Below are 19,344 nucleotides of genomic sequence, written 5' to 3' on the forward strand. Positions count from 1 at the left end.
ATAGCGTTGCACCGACCCGTTGAACTCACAGCACTAAGCTGACTGTCAGATCTGATTGAGCCTAGAGTACAATAGGTGTCAGTGTAAGTTTGAACTAATACAAAAAAACCATAAAAAGCTATTCGTTACGAATTTTACATACTATTGTGATAAGAGTTGGTTGTGCAGTAGCGCTTATCCAGTCAAATAAACCGCTACCTCGGCGGTTTTTTTTCGTTTCTGGTGTCAAATGAGAGCATAGCCTCAGTTTACCGGGGCTTTGTGTTAGAAAAGTCCACCAAACACAATGAGTCTCCCAGGTTGGATGCGATATTGTCTCAGCCCTTTACGTAATCGACAGTGCTGCTTAATTTACCCGATGGAGTATGGAGCGAAATTGCACCGTATCCTTGTTCACAGTCGTTCTCTGTAATAGATAATTTTCTATACCTTACTTTCTTATCGGTATTTTTGTCAGTGGGTACATTTTGGATAAACATAGTTCTTGTCTTTTCTTCAAAATGACCAGAGTTGTCTTTAGTGTAAAAAAACTATAGTCATTGCCTGCTACATATGACCAACCGTCTATTACTGGAGGGAGGCAGCATGCGGGCAGAAAGAATAAGTTACTAAAATTGCGCCCAAAAGCCATTTTGCTTTCATTTTTTCTCTGTTTAAGAAAATTCTTATAGTAAGCATGTGTTTATCATAAAAATGAGACTAATTCATTAATTGACCGCACATATGCGGCTTTTTCTATGCTCTCAATTCGGTTGTGAGGATAACCATGAAATAGCTAAAAACCGTGGAAAAAATATCGAATTTTTAGGCCGACATATTTAAGCATTGGCCAGATGTAATACTTTATGAGAAACATAGAGGGCAACACTACGGCAACACTAAAAACAGTGCAAAAGCCATAGATAGCACATTGTTTCGCTATATATTTGGTGGATTCCAGAGTAAACGCATCAAGTGACCATTCCCTAAGGCCATAAGTAACATAAGCGCCGAAAAATGATGAGATAAAGACTCCAAGGAAGATGTAGAGCGCAGAAAAGGCATATCTAAAAACAATCATGACACCCACTAACAAAGTCGAACTTTTGCTTAATATGGCGATTTTAGAGTAAATCCAGCAAGTGCATTTCTCAATTAATCAGGCTCAGTGTTGTTTTAAGACTGGACCCAACAAGCCGTGTTCGAAGCGACCCGCCAAATAAAGATAAGGTTCCGGGCGATAACGCATTTAACCAATTTTAAAATTGGGGCCGTGGTCCCAATCAAATAGTTGTATCGATAGGGACATAATCACGGAAATACTAAATGGCCAGCTATGTTGCAGCAGGAAGTTGGCCTGACGATGTTGTTGAAGTCAATGAGCGTGTATTCCAAGAGTTTATTACGGCACCAGCGGATAAAGAAAGGAAATCAGGCGTTGATGGCTTACCTTGCTGGGTTGATGTGCAACCACCATCAGAAATTGAGTTAATCGCTCAGGCTGAATATAAAAAGACTGATCTAATGTCTCAGGCAAGCAGTGCAATGGCGCTGCTGCAAGATGCCGTTGATCTGAAGATGGCTACCGTTGATGAAGTTACGGCGCTTCAATCATGGAAGAAATATCGGGTGATGTTGAATCGTGTTGATATTGACGCAGCGCCGGAGATTGATTGGCCTGTAGTGCAGGAGTAATAAATACAAAACCGGGCTTAATTGCCCGGTTAGTAAACTTATTTAGTTTTAATATCACAATCAGTATTAAAAGTTATATTTAACTCCTAACATTACCGCAGTATCGCTATAACCTTGGTTGCCGATCTGCTGGCCAACATTACCCCAAAGGTTGACGTTCTTATTCATTTTACCTTCAACACCCACTTTCAACTCACCGATATTTGCAGCACCATCCTGCTTCACGGTTACATTATCCATTGTTGTGCCAAAGTCTTTAGTATTATGGATCCAGTTTGCTTCAATAAACGGCTGGAATACACGGTCTTTGCCTTTATCCTGATCGTTGTAGCCGTTCATAAAGGCTTTTACACCCAGGCGGGTCTGAATATTACCATCACCTTCTCCAGACACATTCGTACCATTGGCTTCTTTATGGTCGTCAGCTTTCACACCCATCCAGGTAACTTGCGCCTTAGGTTGAATGAAGTAGGTGGCATTCTTAGCAGCATTTTCACCCACTTTAAAGGTATAACCACTTTCGACAGAAGCCGTTACCCCTTTGGATTTGTATTCTTCAGCAGCTAAGTTCTGGCCTTCAACGGTATTGTTGAACCAGCTGTATTGCACCCAACTGTCAACGTATAGTCCAGCTTTATCTTCGTTGTTCGCGTACCAAGTCCCATATACACCGGTACTATAGCCGTCGGTTGACCCTTTAGCGTTGTAGCCGGATGCCCGTGAAACAGTGGTACTTTTGCTATTACCATACCCAGCCATAACACCCAGATGGAAGCGGTCCGTTGTATTGCTGCTCCATTGAGCTATATCACCACCCAATTGCACGACATAACGATTAGCCTGTGTACTCAGTTGGCCTGATGTATCACGAGAGCGGTTGTGACCACCTTCGTTACGCAACCACAGGCTGGTTAATTTATGTTCACCGGTCAATGCATCGATATACTGTGTTTCACCCATGCGGTCATTAAGGTTCGTCACGAACATGTTATTGACTGCAGCCAGGTTAGCTGCATAACTGCTCGCTTCAGGACGTTTGATCATTAATGATGGGTTAACTGGGTTAACTGGGTTAACTGGGTTAACTGGGTCAACTGGAATAACTGTACTTGTCAGGTACCAATTGCTTGCATTTGTTCCGACACCACGCGCCAGAGAGTAATCATAGGCGCCAGCAACAATACGTCCTTGTTTAACAAACTCACCGTTCGACAGCCCATTGACTTCAATCAGCTCAATGCCATTCAATGTTGCTGCACCACTGCCACCCAAGTTAGTTACACCCACGCGAGTTGTACCCGAAGTATTGCCGTTAACGACTAATTTATCAGTAGCCGAGGTGTCATTATTCAGTACAGAGTTAAAATTGAGCAAACCACCCTTGCCGATGTAATCGCCTGATACTGTCAATACAGTACCTGGTGCACCGTTAAGGCTTACAGTACCACTGTTGTTCAGACTGTTCAGTGTTTGGTCAAAACCAGCTAAATCCAGTAGCCCCGCTGTATCAACAATATAATCAGAATCCGCACTGAAACTGCTTGCCGCACCTGCCCTTAAAGTACCCCCATTAATAGTTGTGGTGCCGCTGTAATTATTTATACCATCTAGTACAGTTGTACCGTTGTAAACTGCCACTTTACCACTACCACTAATGGCAGAATTGAATTGATAATTGGTATCGGTATGGTTAAAGACAATTGAACTATCGCCGCTACCCAAGGTTATAAGTGGTGTATTAATATAACCGGCAGAGGTTGCAGCATAACCAGCGGCACTACCAATATTTAACACTCCAGTTGAAGTTGCGTCGTTAGCAATTGTTAAACCATCTGTCTGGACGGTCCCACTGTTATTGATAGTCAGTGAGGCGTTCCCTCCATACTCCGCAAAGCGTATATCACCGATGTTAGTCCAGTTGGAATTAGCCCCTGTCACGAGAACTTCACCTTTGGAACCTGAGATAAAGCCAACATAGCTGCCAGTGCTACTTAAATTCCCACCATCAGAGACGACAACTGAACCATCACCACTCGTGCCTACCATTAATAAGCTAGAGTTTAGCCAAGAAGAACCAACCCCTGAGATATTAACTCGGCCAGTGGCCCCAGCCATATTACCAACATAGCCGACAGAGTTTGTTACAGTACCACCATTCGAAATGTTGAGTGTGCCATCACTGCCGGTGTATCGGCCAACGTTTAGAGAATCGATGTTGTCCCAACGAGAGCCTGTACCGGTGACTTCGACTAACCCTAAAGAGCCATTGAGTTGACCGTAGCGACTGGTTACTACGCCACCATCAGAAATAATCATAGTTCCTGGGCCGTTGGTAGCAATATCCAGTAAATCTCCTAACTCCCAGCGGGAGCCTGCTCCACTTACCTCAACGTAGCCTGTTGCGGTGGTACCCGCACCGACCCGAGCCATCGTAGCAGTAGTAACAACACCACCATCGGTGATTTTAAGACTGCCATCACCCTCATGCCCGATAAACATACGGTTTCCGGCATTCCAGATTGATCCTGGGCCTGTGACTTCAACGCTGCCAGTAGAGCCTGGATGGTATGCAATATCAGCATCATTTTGGTTAGTGACTACAGCACCATCGGCAATTCGCATCATGCCATTGCTATTATTTTCAGCACCAATGCGTAATTCACCACCGTTGATCAATTGTGAACCAACCCCACTGACTTCGAGATAGCCAACAGCCCCAACACCAAAACCAACATGCGTCGCGTTAACAGGATTATTTACAACGCCACCATCCAATATCTGTAATGTGCCGTTACCGTTATAACCAACAAAGAGCACTCCGTTATTTATCCACTTAGCGTCTGGGCCAACAATAGTTACCTCACCGGTGGCTGTAGAACTATAGCCAATATAGCTCCATAGCCCAGCGGCTACATTTCCGCTGGTCAAAGTCCCACCATTAAAAATATCCATAGCACCATATGACGTATTACCAACGATTATTACACCTGGAATATCCCAATCAGGATTGTCAGGTATTACATCGCCCGTAAAACCGATGTCAGCATAAGAAGTTGTGGTACTCATCGCAGATATAATAGTTAAAGCGATACAAGATAATTTGCAGTTAAACAATTTCATGTTGAGTAATGACCCTGATGTAAAATATGATAAAAAAGTGGATTTATTAATATGAATTTTCGTTTACTTTTTAAAATACATACGAACGTCAAAACTATTACTTACAACGATAATTCATAGAACCACAATAACCTGATTTAGATCAAGAAATCATCAGATGCCAAGCTTACATTTGTAGGAATTTTCTTGTTTTTCTTATTTTTTTAAAAAAATCTCAATTTTGGTATCTGGATAACTAGTTTTCTGAACTACTCCCAATGTGGGGCGCTATCTGAACTCAAAGTTATATTAATAGGAAAGTTAAGATATAGTTATGATGAAATTATTTTGAGAATGAGGCCGTGAGTTAACTGACTAATTTCGAATAGATAATTTATTTTTAATACAGGGTTAAATACTGAAGTTTTAAACTTGAAAAATAGGAGTGGTGCAACAATATTTAAATTGTATCTCACTCCTTGAATCCATCCGGAAGTTACTCCTGTAAACCATTTTTAATTTATTTCCGTTCAGTAAGTTAGAATATAGATGTTTTTACTTGTTTTATTATTGTGCAATAAAGGGTGGTGTTTTTAATATAGGGTAATGTAACTAATCTCCAGCTTACTCCATCGTTCCATTAGCATAGGGTGATGACGTGTTAAATGAGATCATTCGTCCCATTGTCCATTTGCCATACCATGGCTTTCCATATAGGTCTTCATCAGTACGCTCATTAATGAGCTTCACGATTTTATCATTTACTGATTGAAGGTGATTTATTAATGAGTAGTAGCTTAATTCTTTGTAATTACTGTAAAATTTTTGCGCCAAAAGCCCAAGTTGATTCCACTTATAATTGGTTTCCGGGAAGTCAACAGGTTGACCTTTTGCATCACGAACAATCCATTTTACAACGAGTGCATTCCATCCCAGCAGATATGATACAAGATCACGAACACTCATATCGGTGCCTTTCGCGTGACCCTCCATTGATTTATCTAACGTAAGTTCAAGCGGGATGGAATTAAGGTAACCATTTAATTTACTGAAACTTTTATCAATAGCTAAAAGCAATTCTAATTTCGTTTGTGGTACACCTATTAAGAATTCCCTCTCAGTCTAAAAAGAGATGCCATGAAGGCACTGTGTGATGTCCGATTATGTACCACCCACCACAACAGGGAAATATATAAGGGCGAAAAAAAAACCGCTGGGTTAACAGAGGTTCTTAATCTTTAAAAGAGTCGCGTATCTTTTGCGTATCCTTTTTGGTCCAAACTAGGTCATTGCTTCATCCGGTTATTTATCATAAATCATTGGTTTATATGATGCTGTCCGGTCACTGTCCTATCTAAAGTGGTGGGGCTGGGGGGATTGCCCTCCCCCTGCCGGACGGGGGTACAATTTTGTAACCGTCCGAAATATTACAAATTATCATACAGCATAGAATGGCGGACATGGCTGTCTACTAAATCGGTTTTTTGCCATAATAGATGCGAGCTGTCCGATATTCAATTTAAGGTACATTTATGCGACTTTTTGGTTACGCTCGGGTATCAATCAGCCATCAGTCACTTGATAGGTAGGGGAAGGCGACGTCATTCTGGTCAAAAAACTTGACCGGATTGGCCGCGATACTGCCGATATGCTCCAACTGATAAAGGAATTTGATGCACAGGATGTGGCCGCCCGGTTCATTGATTAAGGGATTTTTACCGACGGTGCAATTGAAAGAATGGTGGTGACCATTCTGTGTGCTATTGCGCAAGCTGAACGCAGAAGAATACTGGGGCGCACGAATGAAGGCAGACAGGAAGCAAAGCTGAAAGGTATTCGCTTTGGACGTAAACGAACTGTAGATCGATTAAAAATAATAACCCTTATAAACAATGGGAATAATGCAACAAAAATATCACGAGAACTTAATATTGCGCGCTCAACCGTTTATAAAGTATTAAAAGAATGAAATGATCTTTAATATTTTATAACTCATAAAAGAACTATATATGATTAAATATATTGTATCATTTTCAATTATGACTATCGTTTTCATTACTTTTTTGTTCAGTCGGCTATCTGATTTCGATCTTTCAGGTTACGGGCAGCAACGTATTATATCTTTTAAGCATCATCAAGATGTCCTGGAGGGGACGTTAATTCTACCTCCCGGTAAGGTTTCGCCGCCGTTCGTGCTTTTAATTCATGGGGATGGGCCTCAGGACCGCTGGTCAGAAGGTGGATATATTCCGTTGGTTAAATTCTTTATATCACAAGGAATTGCTGTGTTTTCGTGGGATAAACCAGGGGTGGGTGAAAGTGCAGGTAACTGGCAGGCACAGACGATGTCAGATCGCGCAGATGAGGCCGTTTTAGCGTTACACAAACTGAGAGAACAGCCAGAACTGAAAAAAAGTCGCGGAGGTTATCTTGGGTTCTCGCAAGCTGGTTGGGTCGTACCGCAGGCTAGCCAACTGGCAACAACTGACTTTGCTGTGCTGATAGGTGCTGCGATAAACTGGCGAAATCAGGGAATATACTATACGGGACAAAGGCTTAAAGCTGAGGGCTATACCATAACTGAAATTCTGGATGCTAAAAAGCACGAAGCAGTGGTTTTTGATCGGCAGTTTACAGAAGAAGCTGCGATTATCCCTTGTAACTCGCAATGTACGCGACAGAATTTCGAACGCATGAATTCCCAGGCTGATGCGACGAAAGATATTTCAGGTATACACACTCCGGTTTTAATTCTGATGGGTAAAGATGACCGGAATGTAGACCCTGATGAAACAGTAGCGGTCTGGACCAAGGCACTACCAGCGAGCACACCCCGTTGTATCAGGCAATTACCAGGGGCAACTCACGGGCTTTTACGCAGCGGATGGTTTGATTATCAGCTTGCCTCTCAGTGGCCTTTGTGGATACAGGGATTGTTTCTGTTGTCCGGGAAATACTCATATTCGCCTGGGGCGCTTAATACAGTCTCATCATGGATACTGAACCAGAAATGTGGGGGCTAGATGTGGATTAGATAATGTGTTCCCCGACTTATCTCAAGTTTTCCATGCATAGATAAGACAACTAGTTCTCGCAGTACATACTCATCAACTAGCGTGGACTAATTACTCGGACGTCTGCAAGTTTCTTATCCCAAAAAGTAAACTCTATGCCGGAGTGAAGATAGGTTATCGTGTGTTCATGCGCTCCAGGCATTGCTCCAAACTCTGAAACTACACTATCACCTTCTCTCGTTGGGGTTCCATAGGCTTTATATACATCTTGTATAGAGCTATTTTTGCCTATTCCTTTATCGGTTATACCTTCAAATGATTTGTATTTTGGAAGTCTGTAATACAGAAAGACCGCGGCTATTTTTCCTTCATTGTTGTACGAAGCATCTATCCCCTTCGTTGGAAGGAGTAGATAACCATCTTTCATCACTAAATCTTTTGAAAAGTTTGATGTTGCATGTTCGATGGAATCACCAAGTGAAAGATTTTCTATACCTACACCAGGAGTTATTGTATAGCTATCATAAGATTGCTTTTGATCTACGACCGAGGTACACCCTAATAGATTTAGGGTGAAGCATAGAAGCAACATTAAGCGAAGCATATAACCATCCAAATCTGAATTTTAGTTGAGCATCATAGAACGAATAAGTTGTAACACAAATACTGGTTATATATCAGGGGGATATTGGCTGATGGGTCACCGGTCTGATAGGGGGGTGATTTAAGCCTGAAACCAGTCATCTGCACTTTCCCATGTCTCCTGTAAATTCGTCTTTGTGATTGATTGCCATACGAACGCCTTTTATTTAACTGTTCGCATATACAGTACAAAATTCCTTTTAGATTGGGAATAGCTTCTGCAAAACTATTTTTCTTTACTTAATAATCATATGGTTACAATCACTGACTTTATTTAATAAAACGAAATAAAAAAGCCAGAAACCATTTTAAAATCATTTGGTTACTGGCTTTGGGTCTATCTACTGCTGCGTCATATGGGCTGGTTCGAAGCGGCTGATTTAATTATCAAAGGCACAGAAGGCGCAATTCAGGCCAAGACTGTGACCTATGATTTCGAACGCTTGATGGATGGCGCTAAATTGTTGAAATGTAGTGAATTTGGCGACGCCATTATTCAGAACATGTAATCGGCAGTTTAAGTAACACCGCACTGAGGCTTCGGCTTCCGTGGTTTTAATCCTATCTAAATATCCCTCACATTCCCTTGTAGCATACTCAGCAATGTAAACAATCCTGTTGCATGGAGTATTGGTTGCGTCTATGCGTCGAATTTCAGATACCGCAATGGCGATGTAACTACGGGTCTAACCTTACTCGCGGGAAAAGGCACTCGAGGCCTAAGCTGTTAGCTGATTTTTATTCGCACATATCATCATCAATACAATAATATGAATAAAATATTGACTGAGCAGGTTAACTCTTTATCCTTTACGGCAAAGTTATTTAGCACATGTCTGTCATTTAATCACCAGAACTCAAGAAATTATAAAAATTTTTTATTTTCTCTCTTAAAACAGAGGTTTATATTGTGACGAAGGATGTAGAAATCGTTAAAGCACGGCATCCGTTAGATAAGCAGCACATCAAACTGACTTATGTAACTCATTTTTACTGTAATCAGGGAAATATGGATTCCGTTGAGTCTTTGTTGAAGGAATATGAATCTTATCCTGATGATATTAAAGATGCTGTCGAATTTGTCATCGTAGATGATTGTTCACCACTAGAGTACGAAGTAAAAGATTATGACTTGAATTTCACGTGGTTAAGAATAACCACTGATATCCCGTGGAATCAGGCTGGCTCTCGCAATCTGGGTGTGACGTACGCTAAATCTGACAAGATAATCATTACCGATTTAGATTGCTTGCTACCGGAAGACACGATGCGTTATTTGGTTAATGCTCGTAATCCAGGGCGCTCCCTGTATCGCATCTATCGTACTGATGAAAAAACGGGCAAGGCCTATCGTGGTCATCCGAATTTGTTCTTTATGTCTAGAGCTAGATTCTTCAGACTTTATGGCTACGACGAAGAGTTTGCCGGCCATTATGGTTCGGAAGATTATCGTTTTGTGAAGTTCCACAAAGACCATGGCTCCACGCCGCGCTATCTGCCTAAGCAATACAGATGTATTGAGCGCAATGTTGATAGAAAGAAAAGCTATCATTCTCTGGATCGTGACTTGACGCATAACGCGCCGATTGATGACCGCAAGAAAAATGAAATTGCTCTCTTTGGCGCGGAATATGGTCATAGCCGAATATTCCTTAACTTTAATTGGGAAATCAAGAAAGTACATTCACGCCCGCCAACAGTGCCTGAACGTAAAGGTTGGTGGCGGCCATTATGGTGGTTCCGTTACCTGTTCCGTTCACTCGCGGCATAACTGCATTTATCTGAAATGTTTCTCATAGCCAACCGGTATACTCAGGTTGGCTATATTATAGATTTGGGGCTGCAATATTGGGTACACATATGTCACGCAGCCTCTCTTGGTTATTAATCTGAAGTGAGTGACTTATGATTTCTCCTGCTACTTTGCCCGGTTCGCCGCCAGTTCATCGATATGTTGGCATCTTGTCTTGCGCAACTGCATTCCTGTTAGGTATTGGTCTACCCACTTCTAATTTTATAATGAATTTGTCGATGGTATTGGCTGTTGTCTGTTTACTGCTGAGCCGCGATACCCGTTATGTGAAGGAATTGGCAAAAAAACCACTGATTTGGTTGCCTGCAGTGATGTTTTTGCTGCTAGCGGTATCTTTACTTTGGTATCACAATCAGTACGGCAAAGTGATGGTTGGCAAGTATTCAAAGCTGTTGTATATCTTGCCGTTAGCCATGTTTTTTGTCCTTTCCCGCTCACTGGCGAGTTATTTCGCTAAAGGCTTTTTATTGGCAAATGCCGTTATCTTGCTCGCGAGCTTGTGGGTTGGCGTCCTTCATATGCCATTGGGCCATATTGATCCATTAAATCCGACAGTATTTAAATTACAAATAACACATAACTTCTTTATGGCTTTAGCCGCGGTCATATGGCTCTCTTTGGCTTTCCGTAGCCAGGGTTTTAAGCGCTGGGGATATACACTGCTAGTGTGTATGGCCGTCTATAACATTGTGTTTATGGTGCAGGGCAGAACGGGCTATGTGGCGCTGGCCGCCGCTTTTGGTGTGTGGGGGCTACTGTCGCTATCAACCCGTCAGCGTTTGGGAATGGTGGTTTGTGCAATTATCGTGGCCACCATCGTGATGATAGTGCCCAATCGCGCCGTGGAACGTCTACAGCTCGGTGTTAGCGAGATTAAAACTTGTTTGGCTGTGACTGAAGTGGGCGGGGATAAAGCATCCTGTGACAGTTCGATGGGGTTACGCACGGCATTTATGCTTGAATCTGTGAAGTTGATAGAGCAGGCTCCTGTTTTGGGACATGGTGCCGGGGGCTTCTGGTTCAATATTTCGCAAGGTGAATATAGTATAAACCCGCATAATGAATATCTGATGCAAACAGTACAATCTGGCGTAGTTGGCTTAGCCTTATTCCTAGGGTGGATGTGGTGTTATTTCCGTTCAGCCTGGCGTTTACCTACCCACACGAGAAATGTATTGGTTGCGTTACTTTGCGCTTATCTGGCCTGCCACCTGTTTAACTCCTTCTTACTGGATTCTTCAGAAGGGCACTTATTTATTATCCTTACGGCGATTGTGGCCAGTTATTCAGTTCTGCCTCCCAAAGAGTTAATAGAAACAGAACAAAGAGAATAAAGTCGCGGGTGGATAAAAGGCTATTTTATATCGTTAGACAGGTGCCCAAAGTGGCACCTGTTTTTTTGTTTAGTCTAATGTTTCCGGCTGAGGGCCGAAGCCTAAAGTGTTGTATCCCTCTTTGAACCCAAACAACTCAAGAAACTCATAAGCTGTTGAATACATATGATAGGGCGAAAAAAACATCCAGGCAAAAAGCGATAATAAAATCATAAGGACAACCAGTAGGATTTTATCCAGCAGCACTTTTCCTCCTTTTTCATTTGGGCCGATAAACTTGCCTGATTGACCCAGAATGTCAACGGCGCGCTATTGCGTAAAGATAGCTTAAACCATAATAAACGTATGGGCAGGGTTATCAAATATGATCTTTACCGCGAAAGATTTACTCTGTGCCGTTTTTCGAAATCTATAACCTGCATATTTTCGTGATTCATGTCGCAAAAACCAGTTGTTAACGTTAACATTGGTGATTAACATCACGAAACAGACGTGGCAGACCTTTTAAAAACCAGAAGTTAACGTTAACAATAGGCGTAAATCTTCAACAGGAATTCGCCATGAAACACTCTGCTCGCAATCAATATCTGATTTTAAGTGGCTTACTGTTTACGTTTTTCTTCACTTGGTCATCAGCGTTTTCTTTATTTTCTATATGGCTGAACCAATATGTAGGATTAAAAGGGGCAGAAACAGGGGCGACTTTCTCTGCTATTGCTATAACGGCGCTATGTGCACAGCCGCTATATGGAGTGATACAAGATAAGTTAGGGCTTAAAAAACATCTTTTATGGGCTATTGGTATTTTGCTGCTGATCAGTGGCCCTTTTTTTATTTATATTTATGCCCCTTTATTGCACGTCAATATGCTCGCCGGTGCCGTCGTAGGCGGCTTATATATGGGAATGACTTTCTTTGCAGGCGTTGGTGCCCTTGAGTCTTATACCGAGCGAGTTAGCCGAATTAGTGGGTTCGAATTTGGTAAGGCTCGGATGTGGGGATCTCTGGGCTGGGCGGGGGCTACCTTCTTTGCTGGCATGTTGTTTAATATTAATCCTAACATTAATTTCTGGATGGCTTCGGCTTCGGCAGCACTGTTTTTACTGTTGCTGTGGCGGTTGCATGAAGTTAAAACAGAGGCGATGGGGCAGTTGGAATATGGCAAGAGCAGTGCTCTGACGCTGACTGATACATTGTCATTATTCCGTCTGCCACGTTTCTGGGCCTTGGTGGTATTTGTGACTGGAGTCAGTGTTTATAACGTATATGACCAGCAATTCCCGGTGTATTTTTCTTCTTTATTTGCCGATCCTCGGCATGGCAATGAGATGTACGGTTTCCTTAATTCATTGCAAGTATTCTTAGAAGCTGGCGGCATGTTCCTTGCGCCATTTTTGGTTAATCGCATTGGGGCCAAAAAAGGTTTATTGCTGAGTGGATTGATTATGGCCATGCGCATATTTGGCTCAGGATTGGCCCAAGATGCCGCCACTATTTCACTGATGAAACTCTTACATGCAGTCGAGTTACCCATTCTACTGATCGCGATGTTTAAGTATATCGCCGCCAATTTCGATCCACGCCTGTCTGCCACGTTATATCTGGTGGGATTTCAGTTTGTTACTCAAGTGTGTGCCAGCATATTTTCACCGTTGGCCGGTATTGGCTACGACCAGATTGGGTTCGCGGATACCTACATGATAATGGGAGCCATTGTCCTCGGGTTGACGATTATTTCCGGCTTTATGCTGCGGGATGAATCGCGAACCGACGATCCTTCTCTGCAATTAACGACTAAGTGAGCACTATGAATCCATTAATTGAGCAGGCAAATGATGCACTGCAAATTTTAGCTTCTCAGGTCTGTCAGAATTTCTATCCCAATTTCCATTTGGCTCCGCCAGCGGGATGGATGAATGACCCTAATGGGCTGATTTTTTTCAACGGGCAATATCACGCGTTTTATCAGCATCATCCGTATGATGAAAATTGGGGGCCAATGCACTGGGGTCATGCGACCAGCCCCGATATGCTGTGTTGGCAGCATCAGCCGATTGCATTAGCACCGGGAGAGTCGTGGGATAAAGACGGCTGTTTTTCCGGCTGTGCGGTCGATGATCATGGTGTGCTAAGTCTGATTTATACCGGGCATGTTTGGCTTAAGGATGAGGGGGATGACAGTGCCATTCGCGAAGTCCAGTGTCTGGCGACCAGTCAGGACGGCATACATTTTACCAAGCAGGGCGTTGTACTGACCCCTCCTGAGGGCATCATGCATTTTCGTGATCCTAAAGTGTGGTTTGAGGATGATTATTGGTGGATGGTTGTCGGTGCCCGAGATGCGCGTGATCATGGGGAAGTATTGCTATATCGCGGCATTTCGCTGCAGGAATGGCAATTTATGCATGTTTTGGCGCGCGCAGATGATGATATGGGGTATATGTGGGAATGCCCAGATTTCTTCCCATTGGGCGATGAGCGAATCTTGATGTTTTCACCACAGGGCCTGGCTGCGAAGGGTTACCTCAATCGCAACTTATTCCAAAGTGGAGTCTTACGTGGAAAATGGCAGCCAGGTGGGGATTTTACGCCATCTCAACCTTTTACTGAGCTGGATCATGGTCATGATTTTTATGCGCCGCAATCCCTACTGACTGCTGATGGCCGTCGAGTCATTATTGGATGGATGGATATGTGGCAGTCCCCTATGCCGACCAAAGCTGATAATTGGTGTGGTTGCCTGACATTACCACGGGAGTTAAGTCTTGATACTCAAGGCCAGTTATTGATGCAACCAATACGAGAAGTTGAAACATTAAGGCAGTCCAATCAGTCACGCCTTCCCGCCACTCGGGTACAAGATAAACACCTTTTGGTGGAAAACTGCCGGAGTATGGAAGTGCAGTTGACGTGGAATACCGTAGCCAGTCAGGCGGAAAAATATGGTTTGCGGCTGGGTGATAGCCATGGAACTGGGGGGCAAGTATCTGTTTATGTGGATAATCAGGCTAATCGACTCATTCTGGCGCGATATTATCCGCAGCATGGTTTGACGGGGTATCGCAGTGTGGCTCTGGCTGAGTCGGGATTATTATCATTGCGTGTCTTTATTGATAGCTCATCGATTGAAGTGTTTATCAATGATGGGCTGGCCTGTATGAGTAGCCGTATCTACCCAACTGAGCATGAGCGCTATCTATCACTGTTTGCCGAGAATGGTCAGGCGGAACTGCTGCGCGGTGAATATTGGCATTTAGTGACCCGCTAACCTTTAAATTACTGAAATGGATGCCCGCTCGAGCAGTGGGCAAGGTAGCCGCTGTGTCAGCCGTGATTCTCGCCGTTCAATCACGTGAAGGGCCGCTTCCCGACCAATATCATAATGCGGCAGTTGCACTGTGGTCAGCGGCGGTAGAAAGAGTTCACCGATGCCGACCATATTGTCATAACCGACTACCGCCACTTGCTGTGGGATGGTAATACCTTTCGCTAAAAGTACTTGATAGGCCAGAAAAGCAATGCGGTCATTGCCGCAAATAAGTACATCAAAATCAGGTTTCCCCTCCGGACAGTAGCGGTCCAATAGTGGGATAACATCTTGATAATGCTCATCTCCCCATGCTAAATGACACTGACGCAATTGCTCTATTGGCAGCGCTGATTCCTGCCACGCTTTTTCTGCACCTGCGCGCCGAGCTTTGCCTGCCAGAGTGCTTTCGGGAAGATAGATACACAATGGCCGCTGATAGCCACGGCCTAGCAGCAATTTCATCGCCTGATATTGGCCATCAAAATCATCAGGAATGTAACTGGGGATGGTATGGTTTTCACTGACACAGTTAGCCAGCACAATGTTTTTATCCCGAAGGCGTTCGGGGATGGTGACCTGCCGCAGCCCCATCGACGTAAAAATAATGCCATCAGGGCGTTGGGCCAGCAGCTGGTTAACTGCACGTTCGCTATCTTCTTGTGAAGTAAGATTGACCAGAAAACTATTCCAGCCAAATTCACGCGCTGTTAGTTCAATGGACAGTAATATTTCAACAGAAAAGGGGGTAGTGGCGGTATCCCACGCAAGTACTGCCAGTGTTGACGTTTTAGCGGTATTTCCCCGCATTTTTCGCGCGGAGAAATCTGGCACATAATTGAGGGCCTCAATGGCCTGCATCACTCGCTGATAAGTCTCTGGGCGCAATTGCTCTGGGTTATTGATTGCCCGAGAAACTGTCATTAATGAAACTGACGCCAGATTTGCCACTTCTTTCAGCGAAGCCATTACTTTCCTCAATGAGTTATGTTGCCGCATTCATCGGTTGATTATCGTTATCTTGCCATTATTGATCAACCCGTGCGGCAGTGTTGGCGCTCGCTACCAATAAAAAGCCCTCATGATTGAGGGCTGGAGACTATTGGTTGGCTTTATTATCAGCCTCATCAATCAAGCCATTAGCTATTTTGCTCGCATCAAGATAACGGGAAGAGCTTAAGATTCCATTAAGTGTTTCCCGAACGCTGAACAGAAATTGATCATTATCTGACTCATTAGCGCATTCAACCATTAATGCAACAAGCAAAGCTTCATGGGCGATCAAATGATCTTCACCAGGTAAGTTTGCATCAGTTTCACCTTGTTGAGCGCGAACAGATGTTTGATTAAGTGATGACATAAAACTCCTTATTTAATAATTGAATAACCACTTACCCACTATAGCGGGGTTTCTGTTTATTGCTATGACAGATGAATACTCGGCCATAGCATCCATAACAGATAATGCGCGGTTGTGCTTATCCTCTTGATTTATTCAGGCTATTTCAGTGAGATATCCTTTGAATATGTCTTAATTTAGTGGGCGATAAATCCGGACAGCTGCTGTCAGGCGCAGAGTTCGATGAGCTAACTCTTCAGCTGCACCGGCATATTGCTCCACCATGGCCGCATTCTGATGAGTCATTTGATCCAACTGACCAATCGATTGGCTAATTTGGCCAAGAGCTTGCGTCTGTTCATGAGTTGAGGTGCTGATTTCACTGATTAAAGTAGAGACTTGACCGGCTTGTTTGACGATATTATCCATAGTCGCACCGGCATTTTGGACTAATGCGCTACCATCGCGAACGCGCTCTACACTGGTTTCGATTAAGTGCTTAATCTCTTTCGCCGCAGTGGAAGAGCGTTGGGCCAAATGGCGGACTTCACTGGCAACTACGGCGAAACCACGGCCTTGTTCACCGGCACGTGCCGCTTCAACCGCGGCGTTGAGCGCTAATATATTGGTTTGGAAAGCAATACCTTCAATCACACTGATAATATCGACAATACGATGGCTGGAATCATTAATCGTGCCCATGGTTTTAATCACCTGATGCATTAATTCGCTGCCTTTCTCCGCCGCATGGCTGCTCATGGCGGCGAGTGATGTGGTTTCATTGGCACTATTGGCGCTGTTTTGCACTGTTGCCACTAATTGTTCAGTCGCACTGACAATATGTTGCAAATTGGAAGTGGCTTGTTCAGTTCGTGTTTTTAGCTCACGGTTACCTGCGGCAATTTCACGACTGGCGGTGTTAATACCATCAACCTGACCACTGACATCATCTGTCAGCGAGCGAAGATTCAACCCTAACTGATTGACACTCCGCATTAAATAGCCAATTTCATCCACACGATTTAGTTGAACATAATCACCTGCTTGCCCGGAGGAGACATCCTGCGCTTGCTGTAAAATCGCTGCAATCGGCTGGGCGACCTGGCGCTCAAGCCAAAGGGTGGTTATCAGGCTACTGAAAAGGGTGGTTGCTCCTAGCCCAAGTAATGATAAACCGGTAATGCCCATTCCAGCCGCTGCTACTGTTGGTAGTAGTGCGGCAATCAGTAATGCACCGCGTAAACGCCAGCGTAATGGCAGTGTTTGAAATAATGAAAGGAAAGAGAGCCAGCCAGTGCGGACAATCAATCCTCGATATAATGCAATTCGGCGATGTTGGGTTTTGCCCGAGTTAATATCACTATATAGCGCTTCGGCGAGCTTAACTTCTTCACGCGTTGGTGCAATTCGCACAGAAATATAACCGGTTAAACGACCATTATGTCGCAATGGAGTCGCATTGGCTCGAACCCAATAATAGTCTCCATTTTTCCGGCGGTTTTTGACCAATGATGACCAGGAGAGGCCTGCATTCAAGGTTTGCCACATATCAGCAAATGCGGCTGGGGGCATATCCGGGTGCCGCACCACATTATGAGGTTGACCCAGCAAGTTTTGATATTCAAAGCCACTGGCACGAACAAAGGCGGCATTGGCATAGGTGATATTACCTTGAGTATCGGTAGTAGATTGCAAGGTGGTATCGCGATCAATGGGATACTCCTGCCGGCTGACAGGTTTGTTCACTCGCATAATAACCTCAGTAAATGGGGGGCGTTTATTTATAACAGCGGAAGACAATAGTTACTGAGGATAATCGGCAGTCATAGATAAAACTTTATACTTTTATTTATTAAATTATCAATTCCCCATAAAGGTGCTATTTATTAATCTAATTGCACTTTTTTAGAGCATTTTAATATTTATTGATAGATGAGTTTAGTTGAATTCATTATTTATACTTAACTTTTCATTTGTTTTTAAAATAATAAAACAACAAAATAAGTATTTTAAAAACAGTGTGTTACATTTATTTTTGTTGTTATCTTTGCGGGCAATTGGTGAGATTATTAAATCAGTACTAATTTTCTTTTCTATTGGCATTTTATTGCAGTTAAATATGCAGGGTTTTTACTTAAAAGTTACATGGTGTGATGTTTGTTGGGAGCTGAATTCATAATATTTGTTAATTATGAATGTTATGATAATTATTTGTTACAGTTGCCTTATGTATCAACCTGAAAGATATTAATTAGGAATACCGAATCCCTGCGGGTACAGGGACCGAAAAGTTAACAGGGGTGATGAATACGAGATTACAGCCCGTTTAACATTAACTGGTTTTTCTTCAACCCTTCTATTTTCATCAGAAAGTCATAGATAGGCGAAAGTCGCCTAAAGTCTTTGCTTAAAATATCAACTAATTGCTCGGAAAACAGGACGTCCATGTCTCGGTGATGGCTGATTAATGCCCATGATTTTTTGTTGTACCATGCGGCCAGTTCCGGTGGTTGGTCTTTAATCAGTGGCCGTTTATAACTTTCACCTTCAATTGAGAAATTTGGGTGAATGCACTCCGCTATCTTAAGAAAATCTGCGGGAGCATGGGCCAATTGTTGCCGGAAAAGTGTCATCGTGGTGCGGGATGCGCTGTAATAGCCAAGCCCGTATCGCCACCAGTCTGGGCCAAATTCAAAAAAGTATGTTGGCGCGTCCGTCCAGTTCTTACGCGACCTTTTAAAGGTCAGCCAGATATTGTTGCGATAGAGTGATTTGTTATGAGAAAAACGTGTGTCCCGGTTCATTCGAGAAATCGTCTTACCAATTGCCGGGCGAACTTCAAATAATTCATCAATAGTCAGCATATCTGAACTTAAGTCGGTCACCAGTTTTCGCATGGGTTGCAGCAGATGTTGGTCATAGATATCACGATGCTCCTCGAACCATTCTTTATTATTGTTCTGACTGATAAGTTGCAAGAAGGTAAGGCCGTCCTGAGTAAAACCGGTAAATTCGCTCATAATATTCCTTTCTTTCTGCCGTCCAGACTGAGTTTCAGTTTATTCGCCATCAATGTTTCTGATGCTTTTTATTGATAAAACGGCATGCCAGAGTACATGTCA

14 protein-coding genes and 2 pseudogenes are annotated in these 19,344 nt (G+C 43.3%); 8 read left to right on the forward strand and 8 right to left on the reverse strand.

Annotated elements, in window-relative coordinates:
* Positions 1-1,305 precede the first annotated feature (1,305 nt).
* The gene (locus tag F0T03_RS09135) at positions 1,306-1,674 is read left to right on the forward strand and encodes a tail fiber assembly protein (RefSeq protein WP_159677961.1); all 369 of its coding nucleotides are present in this window, start codon (positions 1,306-1,308) and stop codon (positions 1,672-1,674) included.
* 66 nt (positions 1,675-1,740) lie between these two features.
* Here F0T03_RS09135 and F0T03_RS09140 read toward each other — a convergent pair whose 3' ends face one another.
* Entirely contained in the window at positions 1,741-4,794 is a 3,054-nt protein-coding gene (locus tag F0T03_RS09140) for an autotransporter outer membrane beta-barrel domain-containing protein (protein ID WP_159677964.1), read from the reverse strand.
* A 603-nt stretch (positions 4,795-5,397) separates the two neighbouring features.
* Complete coding sequence (locus F0T03_RS09145; RefSeq protein ID WP_159680798.1) at positions 5,398-5,877, reverse strand: ClbS/DfsB family four-helix bundle protein; 480 nt, start codon at positions 5,875-5,877, stop codon at positions 5,398-5,400.
* Between the two features lie 428 nt (positions 5,878-6,305).
* Here F0T03_RS09145 and F0T03_RS09150 point away from each other — a divergent pair.
* Positions 6,306-6,742, forward strand: a pseudogene (locus tag F0T03_RS09150) (recombinase family protein).
* 40 nt (positions 6,743-6,782) lie between these two features.
* Positions 6,783-7,796, forward strand: coding sequence for an alpha/beta hydrolase family protein (locus F0T03_RS09155; RefSeq protein ID WP_159677967.1), 1,014 nt, complete (start codon positions 6,783-6,785; stop codon positions 7,794-7,796).
* 88 nt (positions 7,797-7,884) lie between these two features.
* Here the strand turns inward: F0T03_RS09155 and F0T03_RS09160 are convergent, their stop codons facing one another.
* Positions 7,885-8,391, reverse strand: a complete 507-nt coding sequence (locus F0T03_RS09160; protein WP_159677970.1) for a hypothetical protein — start codon at positions 8,389-8,391, stop codon at positions 7,885-7,887.
* Between the two features lie 379 nt (positions 8,392-8,770).
* On the opposite strand from F0T03_RS09160, the pseudogene F0T03_RS09170 reads away from it, so the two are divergent.
* The 3 genes and pseudogenes from F0T03_RS09170 to F0T03_RS09180 all read left to right on the forward strand — a co-directional run.
* A pseudogene (locus tag F0T03_RS09170) lies at positions 8,771-8,938 on the forward strand (NADP-dependent isocitrate dehydrogenase); the annotation flags it as partial.
* A 401-nt stretch (positions 8,939-9,339) separates the two neighbouring features.
* A complete protein-coding gene (locus F0T03_RS09175) occupies positions 9,340-10,200 on the forward strand; it encodes a glycosyltransferase (RefSeq protein WP_159677975.1) in 861 nt (286 codons plus the stop codon).
* 152 nt (positions 10,201-10,352) lie between these two features.
* A complete protein-coding gene (locus F0T03_RS09180; protein WP_159680802.1) occupies positions 10,353-11,576 on the forward strand; it encodes an O-antigen ligase family protein in 1,224 nt (407 codons plus the stop codon).
* A 69-nt stretch (positions 11,577-11,645) separates the two neighbouring features.
* Here F0T03_RS09180 and F0T03_RS21530 read toward each other — a convergent pair whose 3' ends face one another.
* On the reverse strand, positions 11,646-11,822 hold the full coding sequence (locus F0T03_RS21530) for a hypothetical protein (protein ID WP_167515573.1): 177 nt from the start codon (positions 11,820-11,822) through the stop codon (positions 11,646-11,648).
* A gap of 314 nt (positions 11,823-12,136) precedes the next feature.
* On the opposite strand from F0T03_RS21530, the gene F0T03_RS09185 reads away from it, so the two are divergent.
* The gene (locus F0T03_RS09185) at positions 12,137-13,378 is read left to right on the forward strand and encodes an MFS transporter (RefSeq protein WP_159677978.1); all 1,242 of its coding nucleotides are present in this window, start codon (positions 12,137-12,139) and stop codon (positions 13,376-13,378) included.
* Between the two features lie 5 nt (positions 13,379-13,383).
* Positions 13,384-14,844: a glycoside hydrolase family 32 protein gene (locus F0T03_RS09190; protein ID WP_159677981.1), complete on the forward strand. Its 1,461-nt coding sequence runs from the start codon at positions 13,384-13,386 to the stop codon at positions 14,842-14,844.
* 3 nt (positions 14,845-14,847) lie between these two features.
* On the opposite strand, the gene F0T03_RS09195 is transcribed toward F0T03_RS09190, so the two are convergent.
* From F0T03_RS09195 to F0T03_RS09210, 4 genes are all read right to left on the reverse strand, one after another.
* Complete coding sequence (locus F0T03_RS09195) at positions 14,848-15,852, reverse strand: LacI family DNA-binding transcriptional regulator (protein ID WP_159677983.1); 1,005 nt, start codon at positions 15,850-15,852, stop codon at positions 14,848-14,850.
* A 130-nt stretch (positions 15,853-15,982) separates the two neighbouring features.
* Positions 15,983-16,243 carry a hypothetical protein gene (locus F0T03_RS09200; RefSeq protein ID WP_145557272.1) on the reverse strand — a complete coding sequence of 87 codons (261 nt, stop codon included), beginning with the start codon at positions 16,241-16,243 and terminating at the stop codon, positions 15,983-15,985.
* 171 nt (positions 16,244-16,414) lie between these two features.
* Positions 16,415-17,974: a methyl-accepting chemotaxis protein gene (locus F0T03_RS09205; protein ID WP_159677985.1), complete on the reverse strand. Its 1,560-nt coding sequence runs from the start codon at positions 17,972-17,974 to the stop codon at positions 16,415-16,417.
* 563 nt (positions 17,975-18,537) lie between these two features.
* Positions 18,538-19,245, reverse strand: coding sequence for a DUF2461 domain-containing protein (locus tag F0T03_RS09210; RefSeq protein ID WP_159680804.1), 708 nt, complete (start codon positions 19,243-19,245; stop codon positions 18,538-18,540).
* Positions 19,246-19,344: the final 99 nt, after the last annotated feature.

The sequence above is a fragment of the Yersinia canariae genome (genome assembly GCF_009831415.1).
GTDB classification, from domain to species: domain Bacteria; phylum Pseudomonadota; class Gammaproteobacteria; order Enterobacterales; family Enterobacteriaceae; genus Yersinia; species Yersinia canariae.